Genomic DNA, 18656 nt, shown 5'->3' on the forward strand with positions numbered 1-18656 from the left:
TCATGGCCGACCTGAAGAGGGAGCGGCTCGGCGAGGGCGAGGCTCTGCTGAAGAGGCTGCGGCGGCTGAGACTGCGCGCCGCGACCGTCGGCAAGGACGACCGCGCGCAACTGTTGGCCTTGATCGACGATATCGAAACGGTCCGACGAAAGCTTCTGCGTGAATGCGCGCTGCTCGACGAAGAGCTCAAGGTCGCCACCGTGAGGGTGACGGCGCTGAATACCTACGCCCGTGTCGCGCAGATCAGCCGCCGACCGCAGCGTGAACAGTAGGATGGGAGCGACAGGATGAAACACGCAGTTCAGGCCGATCAGCGGCCGGCCAGCGAAGATGAAGTGCGGACCTTGATCGCGCTGATTGACGAGCTCATCGCGGTGGTGTCGGAGGAGAATGCGGAGCTTGCCAAAGGGCTCCCGGCCTCGCGCTCCAAGCAGCTTGACGACAAGAATCGGCTCGCCGGGCTGTTTGAGCAGCGGGTTGCCGAATGCGCCAGGCGAACGGCGAGTCTCGACGTCCGCGACCGCGTCCTGCGCGAACAGCTCATGGAGCACATCTTCAACCTGCGTGGCGCGATGGACGAGAACCTCGTTCGGCTGCGGGCTGCGATCGAAGCCAGCAATCGTCGCATCGAGGCAGTCATGCAGGCGATCCGCGAGCAGATCGCGAATGCGTCGCCCTATGGCGCAGGCGGGCGTCGCACCGCGCGTGCGACGTCCTGTGGAACCAATGTCAGGGCATGATGGCCGCCCAGCAGCGGGAGTAGAGTGATGTCGCTCGACATAGCACGGCTGGTCGCGTTCAGCGGCATCTCGGCCACGGAGCTGCAGATCAGCGTGGCGTCGTCGAACATCTCGAACGCCGACACGAAGGGGTATACGCAGAAGACGGCCAACCAGGTCACGAATGTGACCGGAGGAGTTGGGACCGGTGTTTCGATTACCGGCATTTCGAGCAATGTCGACAAGCTGCTGCTGAAATCCCTGATCGGAGCCAATTCCGAGCTCGGCGCGGCCGACACCACCAACAACTATCTGACGCAACTGCAGCAGCTGTTCGGCAGCGCGTCCACATCCGGCACTTCGACGACGGGAACGTCGCTGGCAAACTCTCTTGCATCGCTGGAGTCCGCCTTGTCGTCGCTGGCAAGCTCGCCCAGCAGTGTTTCGCTGCAATCGGCCGTCGTCAGCGCTCTGGACGATTTCGCCAGCCAGCTGCGCAGCACGTCGAGCGGTGTGCAGACCTTGCGGGCCAACGCCGACAAGGACATCGCGTCGTCGGTTCAGAGCGTCAACGACGACCTGCAGCAGATCGCCGATCTCAATGTCGAGATCCGCAGAATGGCAGCGTCCGGCCAATCGACCGCGGATCTCGAGGATGAACGCAATGCCGCGCTGCAGGACCTGTCGTCCTATATGAACGTCAGCTACTACACGGCGTCGAACGGCGACCTTCAGGTCTATACCTCGTCGGGGCGAGCCCTCGTCGACAGCTCGGCGCACACGCTGAGCTACACGGCCTCGGCGAATGTCTCGGCGGCTTCGAGCTATGCGTCCGGCGGCTTCAGCGGCATCATGGTCGACGGCGTCGACGTCACGTCCCAGATCACGTCGGGCAAGATCGGCTCGCTGGTCACGTTGCGGGACGAAACCTTGCCGGCCGCGCAGACCCAGCTCGATCAGTTGGCTTCGCAGCTGAAATCGGCGCTGAATGAGATCAGCAATGGCGCGTCGGCCGTGCCACCTCCGGCCACTCTGACCGGGTCGGCGAGCGTCAGCAGCACGACCGCCCTGTCGGCGTCCGGAACGGTCCGCATCGCCGTGGCTGACCAGAGCGGCAATCTCGTTTCGTACCAGGATCTCGATCTGTCGTCCTACGCGACGGTGGGCGATCTGGTCACGGCACTCAACGGCATCTCCGGGGTCTCTGCCTCGATCGACTCCAGCGGACACCTGTCGATCAGCGCCACGTCGTCGTCGAGCGGCATCGCGATCAACGATATGACCAGTGCGGTCGGCGGCAGCGGCTTCTCCAACTATTTCGGCATGAATGATCTCGTCACCGGCACGAGCGCCGCCAATTTTGCCGTCAACAGCAGCATCTCGAGCGGCGCTTCTGGTCTGCCGACCGGCACGCTCGACGGTTCTGCGACCTTGACGACTGGCAGCCAGGTGCTGACGGCCGGCTCGGCGACGGTTATCAATGCGCTCATCGACAAGCTCACCGGCTCGACCAGCTTTGCGTCGGCCGGAGGCCTCAGCGCAACGACCGGCTCGTTTTCCGACTATGCCGCGGCGATCGTCGCCAATGTCGCCAGCAAGGCTTCGCAGGCCTCCACTGCCTACACCGCGAAGTCGACAGCCCAGTCGAGCTATGCCAGCTCGCTGTCCTCGCAATCGGGCGTCAATCTCGACGAGGAGACCGCGCGGCTGAGCTCGCTGCAGAACAAATACGCTGCCGCCTCGCAGCTGATCTCCGTGATCAACAGCATGTTTTCTTCGTTGCTCACTGCCGTGCAGTCGACCTAGTCCGGAGCGCAGATCATGACGATGCGGATTGCGACATTCTCGAACTCCGACCAGATGATCACGAGCGCGCTGCGGACGCAGGCGACCATGGCCAATCTCCAGGTGCAGGAAGCCTCGGGGCTGAAATCGGAGTATCTCGCCGGCTACGGCGCCGACACCCAGCACGTCGTCAATCTTCAGGTCTCGGTCACGCGGGCGCAATCCTATATCGATGCTGCGACCCTGGCCGACAGCAAGGTGCAGGTCATGTATTCCGCGGTGGGGCAGGTGTCCGACATCGTCAGTCAGCTGCGCACGGCCCTGAGCGCCGCGAGCTCCGGCAGCAGCACGGGAACCTCGTCCGCGATCAGCAGCGCGCAGCAGTTGCTGCAGCAGATGGCGGGCATTCTGAATACCCAGTATGATGGGCAATATCTGTTCGGCGGAGGGCGCACCTCGACTCCGGCTGCCGATACATCGACCTTCGCGTCCGGCTCGGGATCGCTGACCACGACGGATACCAGCTATTTTCAGGGCGACAGCGAGCTTGCCTCGGTCCGTGTCTCCGACGGCCAGTCCGTGACGTATGGCGTCACCGCCGACAACCCTGCTTTCGAGGAGGTCATGCGTGTTCTGAAGTTCGTTGCGAATAGCTCGACCCTGTCCGGAACCGACATCACCTCCGCGCTGACGCTTGCCGATCAAGCAGTGGACGATGTCGCCACGGTGCAGGCCAAGGTCTCCGATGCAGCGTCCCGGATCGAGAGCGCGAAGTCTCAGCAGACCGACTACAAGAGCTATGCCGAGAGTCTGGCGACCGACCTGACCAGCGTGGACGTCGCTGCGGTCACCGCCCAGCTCTCGACTTATCAAGCCCAGCTCACGGCGAGTTATACCGCCATCTCCAAGATCCAGAGCCTGAACCTGGCCAGTTACCTGCGCTGAGTTTCGGGACATCGTGCGGGCCCAGCAGAGCCGGACTGCCGATTCAAACCATGCGGCTCGCTGGAGGATTGTTGGCGGGCATCTCGTTGGCGGACCTCTCACTTGCCTGGCTTGCGACGTTCGACAGCGGCGCTGCGCGCGATCGGTGGGTGGGTATGGGCGGATCAAGGAAAACGCGAAAGTCCAGCAGCTCCAGCTGCGGGAAGAGGATGATCAGGACGTCGAGCTGCCAAGGAATTCCGCACTGGAGTCGTCTGCGCCTTCGTCGCCACGGTCATGGCTCTCGAGCAGATCTGGTGGGTAATCGCGCCCGGCGCAATGAGGCGTTGGCGACATTTGTCGTGTTCGTCTGGCGCGATCATGACGAGTACGTCATCCGCGCGGCGGAGGTTGCGCATCGCCGTGCCGGTGCGTCGGGTGAGCCCCACGCACCAGCGAAATCACATCACTAGCGATGATGGACGCGGATCACGCCATGACCGTAGCTGTGTCCGAAATGACGGCCGCCGTGCCAGCCATGATGGCCCCAACCCGGACCGCGGTAATAGCCGTAGCTGTGCCGCCACGGCCGCGGGCCATAGGAATAGTCGTAGCTGCGATAGATCGGGCGCGGCACGTAGCTGTAGCCATAGCCGCCGTAATAGGGCCGGTAGGCCGGGTAGTAGCCGCCATAGCCGTAGGGATAGGCGGCGTAGCGATACCCGCCGTAGTAGGGATAGGGCGCGTAGCCGCCATAGTAGGAGGGTGCGGCGATCGCCGATCCGATCAGGGCACCCGCCAACAGCCCCGCGCCGATCGCGGCACCGCCGCCCCAGCCGCCATGCCAGCCGCCGTAGCGGACCTGCACGGCATTCGAGCTTTCGGCGCTCGGTTTGGCGGCTGCTGACAGCGACGTCAGCGGCGCAGCCGAGACCGAGTGCAGCGTGGATACAGAAAGTGCGCCGGCGATGGCGAGCGTCGCGGCGGCTTTGAAGGTGACCATCCTGATGTCTCCCGTTGATTCAGCGCTATGCTCAACCGGACGAGACGAACTTCGTTGCATTTGTCGCAGCGGACGTTTTGTCACGCGCCATTGGTCCAGGCGGCGGTCGATGCCGGGGGGGCATCGACCTTGGTGTCGTTACGGGCAGGAATGGCGCAGGCCGTCATTGCCGAGATAGGTGCCGGAGCCCGGGTCGTAGGACCGGCCCCGCTGGGCGCAATAGGCCTGGGCGTTGGCGGCCTCGGCGCGGCTGTCGGCGATGGCGCCCCCGATGATCGCGCCGGCCGCGAGGCCGCCGAGGGCGGCGGCACCCGCACCATAGCCGTGGCGATGCCCGTAAGAGCGATGGCCGTAATAGCCGTGGCGATGACCGTAACCGCCGCGCCAGTGGCGATATTGCACCTGCTGCGGCTCGGTCGCGTTCTGCGTCGCTGGGGTCGGCGACCGGAACCGTGACCGCAAGCTAATCGATCAGCGCATCGAGCAGCGCATCCGGACATTCCGTCATCATCGTATGTCCCGCGCCGGGCAGGACGGTCGTGCGCGATTGCGCGATCGCAGCCGCCAGCGCCTTGCCGGCCTTCAGCGGCGTCATCATGTCCTTCTCGCCGAGGATCAGCCGCGTCGGCACCTTGATCCTGGCCGCCGATGCCAGCGCATCCTGGTACTCGTTGCAGGCCGAGAGATCGTTGAACAGCACGTCGGGCGCGCAGCGCTCCAACGTCGCCTGCGCGCCGCCATGCATCCACAGGCCCGGCGCGCGGCTGCCGCCGAGCTCGGCGGCAAAGCCGAGGCCCCAGATCGAGACCATGTCGATGGCGGCGTGATCATTGGCTTCCGCGGCCTTCAGGAGGTCAGGTCCGACCGTCATCGTCGCCGCGGTGCCGATCAGGCTCAGCGCCGACACGCGATCGGGATGGCGTGCCGCGGCATCCAGCGCGATCAGCGAGCCCATCGAATGGCCGATCAGGTGAGCGGGTTTCGCATTCAACGCCTGCAACAGCGCGACAATCCAATCGGCCATGGCGGTGATGGTCGGCAGCGCCGGGCCCGCCGAGCGGCCATGGCCCGGCAGATCGGGCGCCAGCACGGCAAAGCCATGATGGGCGAACCAGCGGCTGTGCAGTGCCCAGACCGAATGGTCGAAGCCGGCGCCATGGATGAAGACGACGGCGGGCAGGGACGAATCGAAGTCGCGGCCGCCCGTGGCGGCGAAGACCTCATGATCTCCGATCGACAGCTGCATGGCTCACACCTTCTGCGAGGCGCGCAGCGCCTGTCCGAGATCGTCGATGATGTCGCTGGCCGCCTCGATGCCGACCGAGAGCCGGATCAGCTCCTCGCCGATTCCGGCCGCAGCGAGCTGGGCGGCGTCCATCTGCTGATGCGTGGTCGAGGCGGGGTGGATCACCAGCGTCTTGGCATCGCCGACATTGGCGAGATGGCTGATCAGCTTCAGGCTCTCGATGAACTTGCGCCCCGCGGGACGTCCGCCCTTGATGCCGAACGAGATGATCGAGCCGGCGCCGCGCGGCAACAGCTCCTTGGCGAGCGCATGGTCCGGATGGGTCTCGAGCGAAGGATGCAGCACCCAGTCGACGGCCTTGTTGGCAGTCAGCGCCTCCAGCACGGCGCGGGTGTTGGCGACGTGCCGCTCCATGCGCAGATGCAGCGTCTCGACGCCCTGCAGCAGATGGAACGCGTTGGTAGGCGACAGGCAGGCGCCGAAATCGCGCAGGCCTTCGGTCCGCGCGCGCATGATGAAGGCGGCCGCGCCGAACTGCTCGTCGAAGACGATGCCATGATAGCCGGCATAGGGTTCGGTGAGCTGCGGGAACTTGGCCGAGGCGCGCCAGTCGAACCGGCCGCCATCGATGATCGCGCCGCCGATCGCGATGCCATGGCCGCCGAGCCACTTGGTCGCAGAGTGCATCACGATGTCGGCGCCTTGGGCGATCGGCTGGCTGAGATAGGGCGTGGCAAAAGTGTTGTCGATCAGGAGCGGCACGCCGGCTGCATGCGCGATCGCTGAGACCTTGGGGATGTCCAGCACCTCCAGACCGGGATTGCCCAATGTCTCGCCGATCAGGAGCCGCGTGTTCGGCTTGATCGCGGCGCGGAAACCGTCGTGATCCCTGGGCTTGACGAAGCTCGTGGTGATGCCGAAGCGCGGCAGCGTGTGGGCGAGCAGGTTGATGGTGCCGCCATAGAGCGAGGAGGAGGCCACGATGTGATCGCCCGCATTCAGGAGCGTGGCGATGGCCAGATGCAGCGCCGCCTGGCCGCTCGCGGTGCAGACGGCACCGACGCCGCCTTCGAGCGCGGCGAGCCGCTCTTCGAGCACGGCCGTGGTCGGGTTGGAGATGCGGGTATAGATGTGGCCGGCACGTTCGAGATTGAACAGCGCCGCGGCGTGCTCGGTGTCGTCGAACACGTAGGACGTGGTCTGATAGATCGGCACCGCGCGGGCGCCGGTCGCGGGATCCGGGTGCTGGCCCGCGTGCAGGCTCAGGGTTTCGAAGGCGGGCGGTTTCGGCGGCGGCATGCGGATCAACTCTCCTCAAGCAGATCGCATCTTCTGCCACAGATTTCGCCGTCAGTCAGGAGCGGCGCGGTGCGCCGCCCCTGAGACATCGATCAGCCGCCGAAGCGCTGCGGGAACAGGCCGGCCGAGGCGATCTCGGCGATGGACAGGCGTGCGCTCGGCTTCTCGCGCTCCTTGAGCATGGCGGGCAGGTTGGCGCCGTCGCCCTTGCGGCCGACCGCGATCGCGATCTCCACGGCGAAACCGTCGGGCACCCCGAGCGCTGTCTGTGCGGCGGCGACGTCGAAGCCGCTCATGCCGTGGGTGATCCAGCCGGACACCGCCGCCTGGTTGGCGAAATTGGCCCAGGCCGCGCCGGCATCGAAGGAATGCGTGCGCGTTGGTGCCGGCTCGGTCTTGCCGGCCGGGATGAAGGTCTTCTTCGACAGCACGTAGACGATCGCCGCGGCATGCTGCGCCCAGCCGCGGTTGAACTCGACCAGCGGCGCCAGGAAGGTGTCGAACTCGGCGGAGCCGCGCAGCGCGTAGAGGAAGCGCCAGGGCTGCGAATTGTAGGAGGAGGGCGCCCAGCGTGCCGCCTCGATGAAGGTCAGGAGCTCCGTCTCCGGAAGCGCCTCGTCGCTGAAGCCGCGCGGCGACCAGCGATCGACGAAGATGCGATGCGCCGGATGCTCGGTGATGCGGTCGGTCGGCGGGGGAAGATGGGCAGTCACGGGTGGTCTCCTTCGTTCAGGCTCGTCGTCGGGCCTCGTGCCGCGCTTCGCTGCCGGGCACAATCTCGGCTCCTCTGTGGCTCACGGCGCTTTGGGAGTCCAGATCGCCAACGCAGATGTGTCCACCTTCGCCGGCAGCACGCGCTCCGCCAGGAAAGCATCCGCGATCTTCTGCTGCTCCGACAGGCCGGCCGCGGTGACCGCGCCGACCTGGTAGGAGCGGTGGCTGTTGGCCTCCTCGACGGTGGCCGCATCGATGCCCCACAGGGCAGCGAGCTGGCTCGCCGCGGCGCCCGGATTGGCCTTCACCCATTTGCCGGTTTCGACGAGCTTGCCGTAGATGACGTTGAGGGCGTCGCCATGCCCGGCGGCGTAGTCGGCGGATGCGAGATAGTAGCGCTTGTAGCTGGCAAGCCCGTCGCTGCCGTCCGCGAGCACGCGCGCCCCTGACTGGCGGATGGTGCTGGTCAGGAACGGATCCCACGCGACCCAGGCATCGACATTGTTGCTGACGAAAGCGGTCCTGCCGTCGGCGGGCGGCAGATAGGCGGGGGTGATGTCCTTGAAGGTGAGACCCGCTTTGGCGAGCGCGGCGAGCAGCAGATAGTGGCTGCCGGCGCCCTTGGTCACCGCGATCTTCCTGCCTTTCAGCTCAGCGAGCGTCTTGGTCGGCGAAGCCGTTGCCACGAGGATCGCCTGCGCCGACGGCGAGGCGGCCTCCTCGGCGACATAAGCGAGCCTCGCGCCCGCGGCCTGCGCGAACACCGGGACGGTATCGGCGACATCGGCGCCGACATCGATGCTGCCGATGTTGATCGCTTCCAGCAGCGGCAGTCCGCTGGAGAATTCGTGCCACGACACCTTGATGCCGAGCGGCGCCAGCGCCTTCTCCAACTCGCCATTGGTTTTGAGGAGGGCGATCAGGGTCGAGGATCTCTGATAGCCGATGCGCAGCGTCTCGGCTGCGTCGGCTTGCGACGTGGCGAGCGCGCCGAGCAGGGCCGCGGCCATCATCAGGACGCCGCGACGGGCGAGATGCAAGGGCCGCGCGCGACGCAGGCCGCTGAAGGACGGTGTCATTCGGCAATCTCCCAAACAGGCGGTTGCATGCAATTGTCCAAGATCATTCGCAGGATCGTGAGCCCTGCGCAATTTTGCAGATCTGTTCATATGGAGATGAAAGTTTCTCATGTGCCCGTGCCGCGAGAGGTTTTGTTTTCTTGGCGCGCGAGATCTGACGAGACAGCCGCTCGCATCCTCGCGACGCGCAGGGCGTCCGAGATGTGTCTGCCGTTCGTCCCTCCATCGAGAGAGGGCACAGGGAAGGCCGGGCGTCGACTGACACCCATGGCCCGCGTGCAAAAAAGGAAGCACGCGGCGGTTACCACAGGATCAGCCGGACATCCGGCCTTCCCTGCGCAACGGGCTTACGGCTTATACGCGATCTCCCCGGTGCGCCGGGCTTTCTGGCCACCGTCATCCGCGAGACACGCAAGCATCTTCGCGAACTTGATACTAGCGTCGGAGTATCAGGACCACGCGATTTCGCCGTCCGGCTCCCATCGTTCGTCCGCGCGCTTGACGCACGCTGCGACGAGAACCGGCCATCGCATCCCGCACCAACGTTTCGTGACGTTCGCGAAGCGCCCCTCTCGATCGGGCGGGATGGGGTGATACAATCATAAATTCTGAAAAAAAGAAACAAGAATATTTTTCGTCGCGGGACTGGACAGGGCAAATCAGCCTGAGAATGCGGGCGAATTCCGCTTCGTCGCGCACGCGCGAGGAGAAGCCATTGGCTCGTCACGCAAGCCCTGGGGCTTCGGCATATCACAATCAGCTTGTGCCCCTCTGCCGCGACGGCATGGCAGGCCCTCGGCCCAGCCATGCCGTCTTAGCGACTCTCCGCAGCGGTCTGGGCGGGCATGTCCGATCGAACTGCCTTGCATCTGCCGGCCGAAATGAAGCGCGGGAGCTCATGAGCGGATTTGGCCGAAGCCCGCAGACTTGCGCGGTGCAGCAAGCCGGCAGCCATTGGGGGGCAGGAGCCGCGGAGCGGACGCATTCGAGAGGACAGCCCGTGACTAAGGCAGACCTCCGCGATCGAGTCGGCGGCGTCCGCATTCAGCCCGTTGCGGACATCCCAGGCGTAGACCGGAAGGTCGGAGATGGGCCACAAGCAGAAATCAGATTTGCGCCGTGACTTTTCGTTCTGCGCCGGAGCCCGGAGCGCATTATGAGCAGCGGCGGGTGCGAACGAGCGTCATCAAGGGCATTCGACCATGATCTTATTCTCGAACAGCAGGCCGACACGGACGTTCGCGCCGCCCTCCTTGAAGGAATCCTCGCTCGCACCCTGTGCCATCTTGCGGTCGCGATCGTTACCAATTGGCTTAGCTATCCACGCCTCGCAGTCGGCGGGGGCGCCCACGAGCTTGACCGGATGGTCCTTTGCCATCTGGAAATCGATGAAATACGAAGGATCAACTATCTCCAGAAGGAGACTTTTCGACTTCACAGGCGTCTTCAGCGGCAGCGTGAAATGGAGAGTCAGGCGGTCGCCCGCGTAGTCGAAGAAATAATCGATTGGCGCTTCAAACGTGAGCTTTCCGTTAGCCTTTAGAGATGTGAAATAGCTATGTTCCTTCAGCGCTTCGATGTTGATTTTCGCCAACGGCTGCAACTCTTCGTGGGTATAAACGCCATTGGTCTTGGTCTCCATGCCCAGCAGCGCATGGTTCGAAAAGTTATCGTCGAAGGTCCACGCGTGTCGTACGCCGGTGACGAAGCCGTCGGCCGCATAGACCAGCTCGCTTGTCGAGGTGACCCAAACATGCGGATGCGCCTCGGCCGCTCTGTCGCCAACCAGCAGCACACCGGTGAGCAGCGCAACCACGACCGATAAGACGACCCTAGGCAGCCGCACGTCAGAGCTCCGAAAATGTTGAATACGACCGGTCCATCGGAGGCACCAACCGTTCTCTATCATATTGCGCTGCCGATGTCGCCGATGGGGCATGAGCGGTTGTCACGTGTTGAATCCGATGTAGGCGATTAGTCCCTCAACGGACGTGGGAAGCAGCCCTTGTTCCTCGGAACGGCTAAGCGTCGCTTTGCCTTCTCTCGCTCGGCTCCTTCGCACATCCAAAACGGCAGCGGCTTGGGCGCGCAGCCAACCCCGCACCAGCTCCGTGCCGGCCGGCGCGTCTTGTTGGCGGGTGACAATTACTCTTCTCTCCTCGTCCACACCAAGTGTGAGGCGATGTCCGGCGGCGGTGAACGCAAATCCCTCACTGCGATCGACCCACCAATGCTCCAGACAATTGCAAGCCTCTCCCGCGCTCCGAAAGACGGAGACGTCGCCAGCCGTGGCCTCGTCGCGGCTCTCATTCACAATCACAATGTCTGCAAGCCAGTCGTTCGTCATTACGACAATAGTGCCAGCCATCATTGATGTCGGCAATGGGTCAACAGCGACCTCCGGCCCTCCGGCGGCATACTTCCGGTTGAAACCAGAATTCGGACTTCACGACCACCGACCGTGAGGTCCGCGACGGGCCAGGAGCCGACATCGAAGGCGATCCGACCGGTGTCCCGTTGACCTTGTCGGCAACATTCGCGGCCTCTCGCAACGTCCACGTAGCCAGTAGAACTTCCGCAGATGCCATGTAGCTGCATGTCAGCCTGCCATGCCAATTGGAAGTGCAACGAACCAATTCTCGAAAATATCTCCAAAAGGCTGCAGCTTTTCAAACAGCGTCGGCGAGAAGATATGGTTGGTGTCGGTGCCTTTGAACCACTGGTGGTCACCGACGACCGCTCTGTCCAGATATCCAAAATGACTTTCTTGAGCTGGCGCCGCCCGCATCCAAGACGCCGGTTGATAGCAATATGAACCAAATGGTTTGTCGTAAAGGCGGAGGTTGTTCGCCTGCGGATGCAGCTCTCGCTCCCCAAGTAGAGCGTCTTGAGCGAAGAAGAGTTCGTATCGACGTTCTGTGGTTCCATCAGATCGGATGATATCGATCGGAAAGGCGTGATGCTTGCCAGGCTCAAGAGCTTGAATTGCGTCATACACTCGCTCGCTGACGCGCGCTGAGTGACGACCTGCAGCGTATTCCACACGCACCGGGCGGTTATTGGTCCATTTTGCCTTCAGTGGCATCTTCCACTCGGGCAAGACCTGACCGTTCGCATCGAATACCGTTCCGGAGGTGAAGATGTCCTTGCCCGGCATCTTGTATGATTCGATCCATAAGCGGTCCTGGCGTTCGCGGCTATCGAGGAACTCGATAGGCTCGCCACCTTTTCCAGTGAGAGGATAGTATTGGACCAACCGCCAATAGATTGGTCCGCGATAATCAGCCGGCACCACTCCAGCGGTCCTAATCCGCTTTGCTTCTTCGGTCATGGCATCGTCTTCTCGAACTATCCGGTGACAAAGAACTCAGTGAACGGCGTCGAACAGAAAACAAGACAAGGATACTGCCGCTCAGATAAGCAATTCAGTTCCGCGAAGGAAAAGACTAGCAAGAAGTCGGTTAATAGTCTTGCTGGTGGAAGCTGGGTAGAAGTCCGCTATGGGTCAATTCGCGACTTGATTGGACGCCTCATCGTGTCCGGAATTCGCCCTTAACCGACAATCACGGACTCTGATGAGAGGTCCGTCGTTGGCTGCGGACCCCCGACCTGCGGCGCTGCATCAAGTCAGCGGCGATCTGGGATACGACGGCATCAAGTCAACGTAGTGTCGCGGCAGCCCGTGGCCGTGCAGAGGTTCCCAGTTTGCGTGGGAGAGGCGTGGATGCGCGGGACAAGCCCGCGCATGGCGGGAGTGCCCCGAGAGGCCGCTTGACCGGAGAGGCGCCGGCTCTGGGACTACACGGCCTTACGTCTGTGAGGCTTGTTGGCGGTGGAAAGGTACGCACAGAACATGTCGGCCATCGCATCGGCATAGGCCGATATCTCGGCCCGGCTGCGCGGTGTCTCCGAGAAGTGCTTGCCGACCTGGCCAAGCGTCGTCTTGATCAGGTCGGCGGCCCGCGCGCGCTCGGTCTCTCCGGCACGAGGCAGCACCTCGCGCATGAAGGCGAGCATGGCGCGGCGGCCACGGGCCCTGGCCTGGCGCGCCTCGGGCGCGTCGCGATAGAGCGGGGCGGCGTCGTCGAGGGCGCCGCGCACCGCGGCCTCGTCGCACTCCGATTGCAGGAACGCGTGAACGAGGGCGCGCAATCGCGTCAGAGGCGGACGGCGCGTGTCCTCCAGAATGCCGTGCAGCAGTTTCGTCGTCTGCTGCCACTCGTCGCTCTGCAGCCTGAACAGGATCGCCGCCTTGTTCGGGAAGTACTGATAGAGCGAGCCGACGCTGACGCCGGCCTTCTCGGCGACACGGGCCGTGGTGAAACGTTGCGCGCCTTCCTTGGTCAAAACCTGAACAGCCGCCTGCAGAATGGCCGCGACGAGGTTGGCCGAGCGTGCCTGTTGCGGCAGTTTTCGCGGGGAAATCGGGGCTTTTCGAGCCGGGGCCATGGAGCGTTCCGAAATGCGATTAGCGAATGCGAATGATTATTCGTATTCTGACTTCGACGCAAACGACACGCATCGAGAACACGGAGAATATCAATGATCACCCTGACCGCTCAGCCGGTGGCGCCGCTGCTGGATCGCCTGCTTGCCGAGGCCACGTTGCTGCGGCCGGAGACGAGCCCGATCTTCGCCGGCATGGCCGAACGGGGCGCGCAACTGATGCGCAGCAGGTCCGGCCATGTCGAGCTCTACACGCAGCTCAAGGACTTTCCATTGCCCGTGGCGCGCGACACCGGCATGCTGCTCTACATGCTGGCGCGCGGCGTCAGTGCGCGATCGATCGTCGAATTCGGCACCTCGTTCGGCATCTCGACGCTGTTCCTCGCCGCGGCGCTGCGCGACAATGGCGGCGGGCGGCTGATCACCACGGAGTTCGAGCCGTCCAAGGTCGTCCGTGCCCGTGCCAACCTCGCGGAGGGCGGCCTGGCCGATCTGGTGGAGGTCCGCCAGGGCGATGCGCTGCAGACGCTGAGCGGTGATCTCCCGGACGCGATCGACCTGGTTCTCCTCGACGGCGCCAAGCCGCTGTATGGCGATATCCTGGCGCTGCTCGAGAGCCGGCTCAGCGCCGGCGCGTTCATCGTCGCTGACAATGCCGACCACAGCCCCGACTACCTCGCCTACGTCCGTTCGCCTGATAACGGCTATCTGGCGGTGCCGTTCGGCGACGAAGTCGAATTGTCGATGCGGATCGTGTGAGCGGCCGGCGACGAACGGGTGATGCCCGCCACCCTCATCGGCGAATGGGCCTGGAGTTGACGTTTGGCCGACGATTGTTCACGAGGAGAGCTTCGTCATCTGAGCAACCGTCCTCATGCCCCGCATCCTCCTGATCAATCCCAACAGCTCGGCCGCGACCACCGTGATGATGGTGTCGATTGCGGCCGCCTGCTGTGCCGGCCGGGCGGAGGTGGTCGGCGCGACCGCGATGCGGGCGCCGGCCATGATCGTCGATGCCGAGGCGCTGGCGGCATCGGCGGCGGAAGTGGTCGATATCGGCCGCGCGCATCGCGATGCTTGCGACGGCATCATCGTCGCGGCGTTCGGCGATCCCGGCGCCGCGGAGCTTGGCAGCCAGTGCTCGCTGCCGGTGGCGGGCATCGGCGAGGCGTCGATGCGCGAGGCCGCAGAGGGCGGGCGGCGCTTCGGCGTTGCCACGGTGACGCCTGCGCTGGTCGCGAGCATCGCGGGCCTTGCAGACAGGCTGAACCTTTCCGCGCAGTTCACCGGGACGCGTCTGACGCACGGCGACCCGGCCGCGCTCGCCGTCGATCCGGCGCGGCTTGCTGCCGCCCTGGCTGACGCCACGCGCGCCTGTATTGCCGAGGACGGCGCCGAGGCCGTGATCATCGGCGGCGGGCCGCTGGCGCAGGCCGCCGATCAGTTGCAGCGGCAATTCGCGGTGCCGATCATCAAGCCGATCGAGGCGGCGGTGGCCGTGTTGCTGTCGCGTCTGTCGGGCTGAGTGCCAGCGGCACTACGGCCGGTAGCTTGCCGCCGGATGCGGCGCCGCGAGCCGGGCACGGCCGAACAGCTTTTCGCGCAGCGTTCCCGGCTGGTAGGCCTTCTTGTAGCGGCCGCGTCTGGTCAGCTCCGGCACCAGCATGTCCGCGACATCGGCAAAACTCTCCGGCGACAGCGCAAAGGCGAGGTTGAGGCCGTCGACGCCGGTCTGCTCGATCCAACTCTCGACGAGATCGGCGACCTTCGCAGGCCCGCCGACGAACACCGGGCCGATGCCGCCGATGCCGACATGCTCGGCAACCTCGCGCACGGTCCACACCCGGTCCGGATCGGCGCGCGTGACGTTGTCCATCGCACTGCGGCCGGCATCGTTGAGCACGTGGCGGACCTGCTGGTCGAGGTCGTAGGTCGAGAAGTCGACGCCGGTCCAGCCGGACGTCAGGGTCAGCGAGGCCTCGTGGTCGATGTAGCGGCGATAATCGGCGAACTTCGCCTCGGCCGCCGCATCGGTTTCGCCGAGCACGACGGTGGCGATGCTGAAGATGACGATGTCGCTGCCCGCGCGACCCGCATCGGCGGCGGCCTGGCGGATGGCGGCGACGCGCGGCGCGATGATCTTGGCGGACGGGCCGGACATGAACACGCATTCGGCATGCCGGCCGGCGAACACGCGGCCGCGCGGCGAGGTGCCGGCTTGATACAGCACCGGCGTTCGCTGCGGCGACGGCTCGCAGAGATGGATGGCGTCGAGCTGGTAGTTCTCGCCGCGATGGCTGACGCGGTGAACCTTCGTGGGATCGGTGAACACGCCGCTGGTCCGGTCGCGCTTGACGGCGTCGTCCTCCCAGCTGCCTTCCCACAGCTTGTAGACGACCTCCATGTACTCGTCGGCGACGTCGTAGCGGTCGTCATGCGCGGTCTGGCGCTCCCTGCCCATGCCGCGTGCGGCGCTGTCGAGATAGCCGGTGACGATATTCCAGCCGATGCGGCCCTCGGTGAGATGATCGAGCGTCGACATCCGCCGCGCGAACGGGTAGGGCGGCTCATAGGACAGCGTGCAGGTGACGCCGAAGCCGAGATGCTCGGTCACGGCGGCCATTGCCGAGATCAGCATCATCGGATCATTGACGGGCACCTGGATGGCGTGGCGAAGCGCCGCGTCGGGGTTGCCGCCATAGACGTCGTAGACGCCGAGCACGTCGGCGAGGAAGAGGCCGTCGAAACGGCCGCGCTCCAAGGTCTTGGCGAGGTCGAGCCAATAGGGCAGGCGGTTGTAGTCGGAGGAGCGGTCGCGCGGATGCCGCCACAGGCCGGGCGACTGGTGCCCGACGCAGTTCATCGCAAACGCATTCAACCGGATGTCCGCAGCCATGATGTCCTCGACGCTGTCTTGAGCCGACCAGATGGCACGCTTCGCCTATGGTTTTCAATCGCGTGGATGCGCACGGCCGCTGCGCGCCGCGGATCAATGACGGCGCAGGACGGGCCGTGGCCCGCATGTGGGGAGGACGAGATTGACGGCGATCCGGATCACGACGCTGGCCGCGCTGGTACTGACATCGTCGGCTGTGGCCTCCGTCCATGCGCAGGATTTCAAGGCGAGTTGCGCCGCGCTCGCGCAAGGCCTCGCCGACAGCGGGCGCGTCGTCACGGCCGAGTTCGTCGCCGCGGGCGGCGTGCAACTGGCGCCGCCGGCACCCGCGGGCGTGACCGCCTCTGGGGCAGCGCTTCCCCGAGTTGTTCGACGGCGTCATCGCGGGCGCGCCGGCCTATCGCGTGCCGCTTGCCGGTTCGCGTGGCTGTTCCTGGTTCCCGGCATGAACCATTGCGGCGGCGGACCCGCCACCAATCAGTTTCACTTGCTGACCGCGCTGGACCAATGGGTGGAGGGCACGGCCGCGGCGCCTGAGGCGATCCACGCCACCGCGCGGCGTGCGGCCGATGTGCCATGGCCCGGGCGCACGCGCGATCTCTGCGCGTTCCCGAAGGTGCTGACCTCCAAGGGCAGCGGCAGCCTCGAGGATGCAGCGAATTTCGAGTGCCGCTGAACAGGTCGTGCATGCCGTCTGCACGGTGTGCACGATCACTTGATGAGCGGTTGACCCGGGAGGGGGATGAGCCGATCTATCTGCCAGCCGACCTGTCTCCGCAGCGTTGCGGCTCCCATCAGCCCACACACCGGTCCCTCATGGTTGCCAAGACGCGAGCCTTCACCATTCTGTGCGAGTTCGAGCACGTCCAGACCGAGCTGATCGGCAAATGCGTGGCCTTGAGCGACGGCAAGGCCGGAACCGTGGAGCAGGTGTATCTTGATGAGCTGCATGGGTTGCGCATCACCCTTCGCGGTCATGACGGGCGCTGGCCGGTGTCGACCATCAAGTTCACGCAATCCTGAGCGGCGGCGTTGGTCTCGGATTTGGAACGCTCAAACGATCGAAACGGCTTGATTACGCGTCGCATGGCGTTGCGTAGGGCATCGGATCGAGCGTTCGAACTTCTCGAGCGGCCTTTGCAGAGGCCTGCCGGAAGACCTGTGCATCGCATATCAAATGATACGAGAGCGGGCCGGCGCTGCGGCTAGCCTCGATGCTCCCGGCGCGGCCGGCCGCTGCTGCTCTGCCGCCCGGACTAGGGTGGTCGCGGCCGATTCACTTATGTTGATGCGCCCGGCATCTCCTGATCTAGAGTTGTCGGTGCGCATCAATGAAACTGGATGCAAACCCGCATGGAAGTAGAAGGTCGGAAGAAACGGCGTCGGCGTGTCAAGCAGACGATGTCGTTGGGTGAGCGGTTGCTAGAGATGGCGCGCGAGGCGCGAGACAGGGCGAAGCGTCTGCCGCCGGGCATCGAGCAGGCCAGGCAGCTGCGGCGCGCCCGCGAGGCCGAAGCGATCGTCGAGCTCGATCGCTTCCTGACGGCTCCAGCACGCAGCACTCCGCCGCGATCGCGTTGACGCCGTCTCGCGCCGGCGTCGGACGAGGGGCGCGGCGCTGCCAGTGGTGTTTCCGGAACTTGCGGCAACAGGGCTGACCGATCCGAGGCCGGGCCAATTCCGGACGGCACCCTCTCAACCTATCGCAAGACGCATCCCGGCCGGTGCCGATCTGCATCACTGGCCTCATCCCCGTGTTCGCGGTGGCGAGAACAACGCCTACTTCGCATTCGCGAATGTGTGCGACGCCGCGAATTTCGATCCCGGGGTCAGCGGCGTGTTCGGTCCGGATACATCAGCGTTTCCGCGCCGTGAGGCGATCGTTGCAGGCGGGGAGGGGATCGAGACCGTCGACATCGACACCAGCAATCTCGACAGCTTCCATCCGACCAACGTCGTCCGGCGGCAAGATCTCGTCCCGCATGCGGATGCCGCACTCGTATCGTGCGCTGGTGCAACCGCACGCGAGCAATTTCTGACGCTGCGCGCGCCAACCGTTTCAAAATGGAACGGAAACGGCGTGTGACGGGTCCGAGCGTGGGGGGCAACAGCGCTATCCACATTTCTGCACAGCCGTCGCAAAAAGTTCTTGCGCGGGATGCGGCGTCGCACTATCTCACCACCACGCCAGCCGGACATCACTGATGACTGAGGCCCCCGACTTTCGGGACCGACGTTGTTTTTTCTTCCGATTGGCTCCTGGGTTTTTTCTTCGGAATTGCTCTTGACGGTCTTTGAAAATCGGCTATGTGAAGCGCCCCGGCCATCGGGACTTCCTCGGCGAAAAAGACCACGAGGTTGATGCACTTAGTAGTCGAGGCGAACTAACAAGTGCGGGCTGTTTGACAAGTGAAGATGAAGAAAGAGAAACGTGGACGGCGGAGTCCTTGCGGGTCTCGGGATTGAGGGCTTCGGCTTTTGGTTCTGGGATCGGACGAGAAGACTTCGGCGGACAATGTTTCAAAGGTAACACCATGGTTTTCGC

General features: G+C 64.4%; 22 protein-coding genes and 1 pseudogene. 11 read left to right on the forward strand and 12 right to left on the reverse strand.

Annotation, left to right across the window (positions count from 1 at the left end):
• Positions 1 to 2: 2 nt before the first annotated feature.
• Genes QX126_RS31405 through QX126_RS31420 form a run of 4 tightly spaced genes read left to right on the forward strand, consistent with a single transcriptional unit; the run spans position 3 to position 3449 of the window.
• Positions 3 to 272 (forward strand): hypothetical protein, encoded by a 270-nt coding sequence (locus QX126_RS31405; RefSeq protein ID WP_315786237.1) that lies wholly within the window; start codon positions 3 to 5, stop codon positions 270 to 272.
• 15 nt (positions 273 to 287) lie between these two features.
• A complete protein-coding gene (locus QX126_RS31410; RefSeq protein ID WP_315739743.1) occupies positions 288 to 740 on the forward strand; it encodes a flagellar protein FlgN in 453 nt (150 codons plus the stop codon).
• Positions 741 to 767: 27 nt separating this feature from the next.
• Positions 768 to 2525, forward strand: coding sequence for a flagellar hook-associated protein FlgK (gene flgK, locus QX126_RS31415; RefSeq protein ID WP_315786239.1), 1758 nt, complete (start codon positions 768 to 770; stop codon positions 2523 to 2525).
• A gap of 15 nt (positions 2526 to 2540) precedes the next feature.
• Positions 2541 to 3449 (forward strand): flagellin, encoded by a 909-nt coding sequence (locus QX126_RS31420; protein WP_315786242.1) that lies wholly within the window; start codon positions 2541 to 2543, stop codon positions 3447 to 3449.
• 448 nt (positions 3450 to 3897) lie between these two features.
• On the opposite strand, the gene QX126_RS31430 is transcribed toward QX126_RS31420, so the two are convergent.
• From QX126_RS31430 to QX126_RS31475, 10 genes are all read right to left on the reverse strand, one after another.
• Positions 3898 to 4431: a hypothetical protein gene (locus tag QX126_RS31430; RefSeq protein WP_315786245.1), complete on the reverse strand. Its 534-nt coding sequence runs from the start codon at positions 4429 to 4431 to the stop codon at positions 3898 to 3900.
• A 138-nt stretch (positions 4432 to 4569) separates the two neighbouring features.
• On the reverse strand, positions 4570 to 4893 hold the full coding sequence (locus QX126_RS31435; RefSeq protein WP_315786246.1) for a BA14K family protein: 324 nt from the start codon (positions 4891 to 4893) through the stop codon (positions 4570 to 4572).
• A 1-nt stretch (position 4894) separates the two neighbouring features.
• Entirely contained in the window at positions 4895 to 5677 is a 783-nt protein-coding gene (locus tag QX126_RS31440; protein WP_315786248.1) for an alpha/beta hydrolase, read from the reverse strand.
• A gap of 3 nt (positions 5678 to 5680) precedes the next feature.
• Complete coding sequence (locus QX126_RS31445) at positions 5681 to 6976, reverse strand: O-acetylhomoserine aminocarboxypropyltransferase (RefSeq protein WP_315786252.1); 1296 nt, start codon at positions 6974 to 6976, stop codon at positions 5681 to 5683.
• Between the two features lie 92 nt (positions 6977 to 7068).
• Positions 7069 to 7689: a nitroreductase family protein gene (locus QX126_RS31450; RefSeq protein ID WP_315786255.1), complete on the reverse strand. Its 621-nt coding sequence runs from the start codon at positions 7687 to 7689 to the stop codon at positions 7069 to 7071.
• A gap of 81 nt (positions 7690 to 7770) precedes the next feature.
• Positions 7771 to 8700, reverse strand: a complete 930-nt coding sequence (locus QX126_RS31455) for an aliphatic sulfonate ABC transporter substrate-binding protein (protein WP_315786283.1) — start codon at positions 8698 to 8700, stop codon at positions 7771 to 7773.
• 1255 nt (positions 8701 to 9955) lie between these two features.
• Positions 9956 to 10609, reverse strand: coding sequence for a DUF1007 family protein (locus QX126_RS31460; protein WP_409999141.1), 654 nt, complete (start codon positions 10607 to 10609; stop codon positions 9956 to 9958).
• A gap of 108 nt (positions 10610 to 10717) precedes the next feature.
• The gene (locus QX126_RS31465; RefSeq protein WP_315786261.1) at positions 10718 to 11137 is read right to left on the reverse strand and encodes a hypothetical protein; all 420 of its coding nucleotides are present in this window, start codon (positions 11135 to 11137) and stop codon (positions 10718 to 10720) included.
• Between the two features lie 231 nt (positions 11138 to 11368).
• Positions 11369 to 12100, reverse strand: coding sequence for a hypothetical protein (locus QX126_RS31470; RefSeq protein WP_315786264.1), 732 nt, complete (start codon positions 12098 to 12100; stop codon positions 11369 to 11371).
• Between the two features lie 467 nt (positions 12101 to 12567).
• Positions 12568 to 13218, reverse strand: coding sequence for a TetR family transcriptional regulator (locus QX126_RS31475; protein ID WP_315786267.1), 651 nt, complete (start codon positions 13216 to 13218; stop codon positions 12568 to 12570).
• A 93-nt stretch (positions 13219 to 13311) separates the two neighbouring features.
• Between QX126_RS31475 and QX126_RS31480 the strand changes: the two genes are divergently transcribed.
• Positions 13312 to 13974 (forward strand): O-methyltransferase, encoded by a 663-nt coding sequence (locus QX126_RS31480; protein ID WP_315786269.1) that lies wholly within the window; start codon positions 13312 to 13314, stop codon positions 13972 to 13974.
• A gap of 78 nt (positions 13975 to 14052) precedes the next feature.
• Here the strand turns inward: QX126_RS31480 and QX126_RS31485 are convergent, their stop codons facing one another.
• Positions 14053 to 14220 (reverse strand): hypothetical protein, encoded by a 168-nt coding sequence (locus QX126_RS31485; RefSeq protein ID WP_315786286.1) that lies wholly within the window; start codon positions 14218 to 14220, stop codon positions 14053 to 14055.
• Here QX126_RS31485 and QX126_RS31490 point away from each other — a divergent pair.
• The gene (locus tag QX126_RS31490) at positions 14141 to 14740 is read left to right on the forward strand and encodes an aspartate/glutamate racemase family protein (protein ID WP_315786284.1); all 600 of its coding nucleotides are present in this window, start codon (positions 14141 to 14143) and stop codon (positions 14738 to 14740) included. The two genes, QX126_RS31485 and QX126_RS31490, sit on opposite strands and share 80 nt — an antisense overlap.
• 12 nt (positions 14741 to 14752) lie before the next feature.
• Here the strand turns inward: QX126_RS31490 and QX126_RS31495 are convergent, their stop codons facing one another.
• Entirely contained in the window at positions 14753 to 16111 is a 1359-nt protein-coding gene (locus QX126_RS31495) for an LLM class flavin-dependent oxidoreductase (protein ID WP_315786270.1), read from the reverse strand.
• Positions 16112 to 16253: 142 nt separating this feature from the next.
• Here QX126_RS31495 and QX126_RS31500 point away from each other — a divergent pair, with 142 nt between their 5' ends.
• The 5 genes and pseudogenes from QX126_RS31500 to QX126_RS31520 all read left to right on the forward strand — a co-directional run.
• A complete protein-coding gene (locus QX126_RS31500; protein WP_315786275.1) occupies positions 16254 to 16787 on the forward strand; it encodes a tannase/feruloyl esterase family alpha/beta hydrolase in 534 nt (177 codons plus the stop codon).
• A 140-nt stretch (positions 16788 to 16927) separates the two neighbouring features.
• Positions 16928 to 17134 (forward strand): PRC-barrel domain containing protein, encoded by a 207-nt coding sequence (locus QX126_RS31505; RefSeq protein ID WP_315739728.1) that lies wholly within the window; start codon positions 16928 to 16930, stop codon positions 17132 to 17134.
• A gap of 330 nt (positions 17135 to 17464) precedes the next feature.
• Entirely contained in the window at positions 17465 to 17692 is a 228-nt protein-coding gene (locus QX126_RS31510; RefSeq protein ID WP_315739926.1) for a hypothetical protein, read from the forward strand.
• 133 nt (positions 17693 to 17825) lie between these two features.
• Positions 17826 to 18150, forward strand: a pseudogene (locus QX126_RS31515) (amidohydrolase); the annotation flags it as partial.
• A 255-nt stretch (positions 18151 to 18405) separates the two neighbouring features.
• The coding region (locus tag QX126_RS31520; RefSeq protein ID WP_315786278.1) for a hypothetical protein at positions 18406 to 18656 on the forward strand (251 nt) is incomplete at its 3' end.

It is taken from the genome of Bradyrhizobium sp. SZCCHNPS1003, from assembly GCF_032381555.1.
Lineage (GTDB): Bacteria > Pseudomonadota > Alphaproteobacteria > Rhizobiales > Xanthobacteraceae > Bradyrhizobium.

Excerpts from the sequence above, each read along its gene's own strand:
- QX126_RS31405 (WP_315786237.1), top strand. The coding sequence starts at position 3 with ATGGCCGACCTGAAGAGGGAGCGGCTCGGCGAGGGCGAGGCTCTGCTG.
- QX126_RS31410 (WP_315739743.1), top strand. The coding sequence starts at position 288 with ATGAAACACGCAGTTCAGGCCGATCAGCGGCCGGCCAGCGAAGATGAA.
- flgK (WP_315786239.1), top strand. The coding sequence starts at position 768 with ATGTCGCTCGACATAGCACGGCTGGTCGCGTTCAGCGGCATCTCGGCC.
- QX126_RS31420 (WP_315786242.1), top strand. The coding sequence starts at position 2,541 with ATGACGATGCGGATTGCGACATTCTCGAACTCCGACCAGATGATCACG.
- QX126_RS31430 (WP_315786245.1), bottom strand. The coding sequence starts at position 4,431 with ATGGTCACCTTCAAAGCCGCCGCGACGCTCGCCATCGCCGGCGCACTT.
- QX126_RS31440 (WP_315786248.1), bottom strand. The coding sequence starts at position 5,677 with ATGCAGCTGTCGATCGGAGATCATGAGGTCTTCGCCGCCACGGGCGGC.
- QX126_RS31445 (WP_315786252.1), bottom strand. The coding sequence starts at position 6,976 with ATGCCGCCGCCGAAACCGCCCGCCTTCGAAACCCTGAGCCTGCACGCG.
- QX126_RS31455 (WP_315786283.1), bottom strand. The coding sequence starts at position 8,700 with ATGGCCGCGGCCCTGCTCGGCGCGCTCGCCACGTCGCAAGCCGACGCA.
- QX126_RS31465 (WP_315786261.1), bottom strand. The coding sequence starts at position 11,137 with ATGGCTGGCACTATTGTCGTAATGACGAACGACTGGCTTGCAGACATT.
- QX126_RS31470 (WP_315786264.1), bottom strand. The coding sequence starts at position 12,100 with ATGACCGAAGAAGCAAAGCGGATTAGGACCGCTGGAGTGGTGCCGGCT.
- QX126_RS31475 (WP_315786267.1), bottom strand. The coding sequence starts at position 13,218 with ATGGCCCCGGCTCGAAAAGCCCCGATTTCCCCGCGAAAACTGCCGCAA.
- QX126_RS31480 (WP_315786269.1), top strand. The coding sequence starts at position 13,312 with ATGATCACCCTGACCGCTCAGCCGGTGGCGCCGCTGCTGGATCGCCTG.
- QX126_RS31490 (WP_315786284.1), top strand. The coding sequence starts at position 14,141 with ATGATGGTGTCGATTGCGGCCGCCTGCTGTGCCGGCCGGGCGGAGGTG.
- QX126_RS31485 (WP_315786286.1), bottom strand. The coding sequence starts at position 14,220 with ATGGCCGGCGCCCGCATCGCGGTCGCGCCGACCACCTCCGCCCGGCCG.
- QX126_RS31495 (WP_315786270.1), bottom strand. The coding sequence starts at position 16,111 with ATGGCTGCGGACATCCGGTTGAATGCGTTTGCGATGAACTGCGTCGGG.
- QX126_RS31505 (WP_315739728.1), top strand. The coding sequence starts at position 16,928 with ATGGTTGCCAAGACGCGAGCCTTCACCATTCTGTGCGAGTTCGAGCAC.
- QX126_RS31510 (WP_315739926.1), top strand. The coding sequence starts at position 17,465 with ATGGAAGTAGAAGGTCGGAAGAAACGGCGTCGGCGTGTCAAGCAGACG.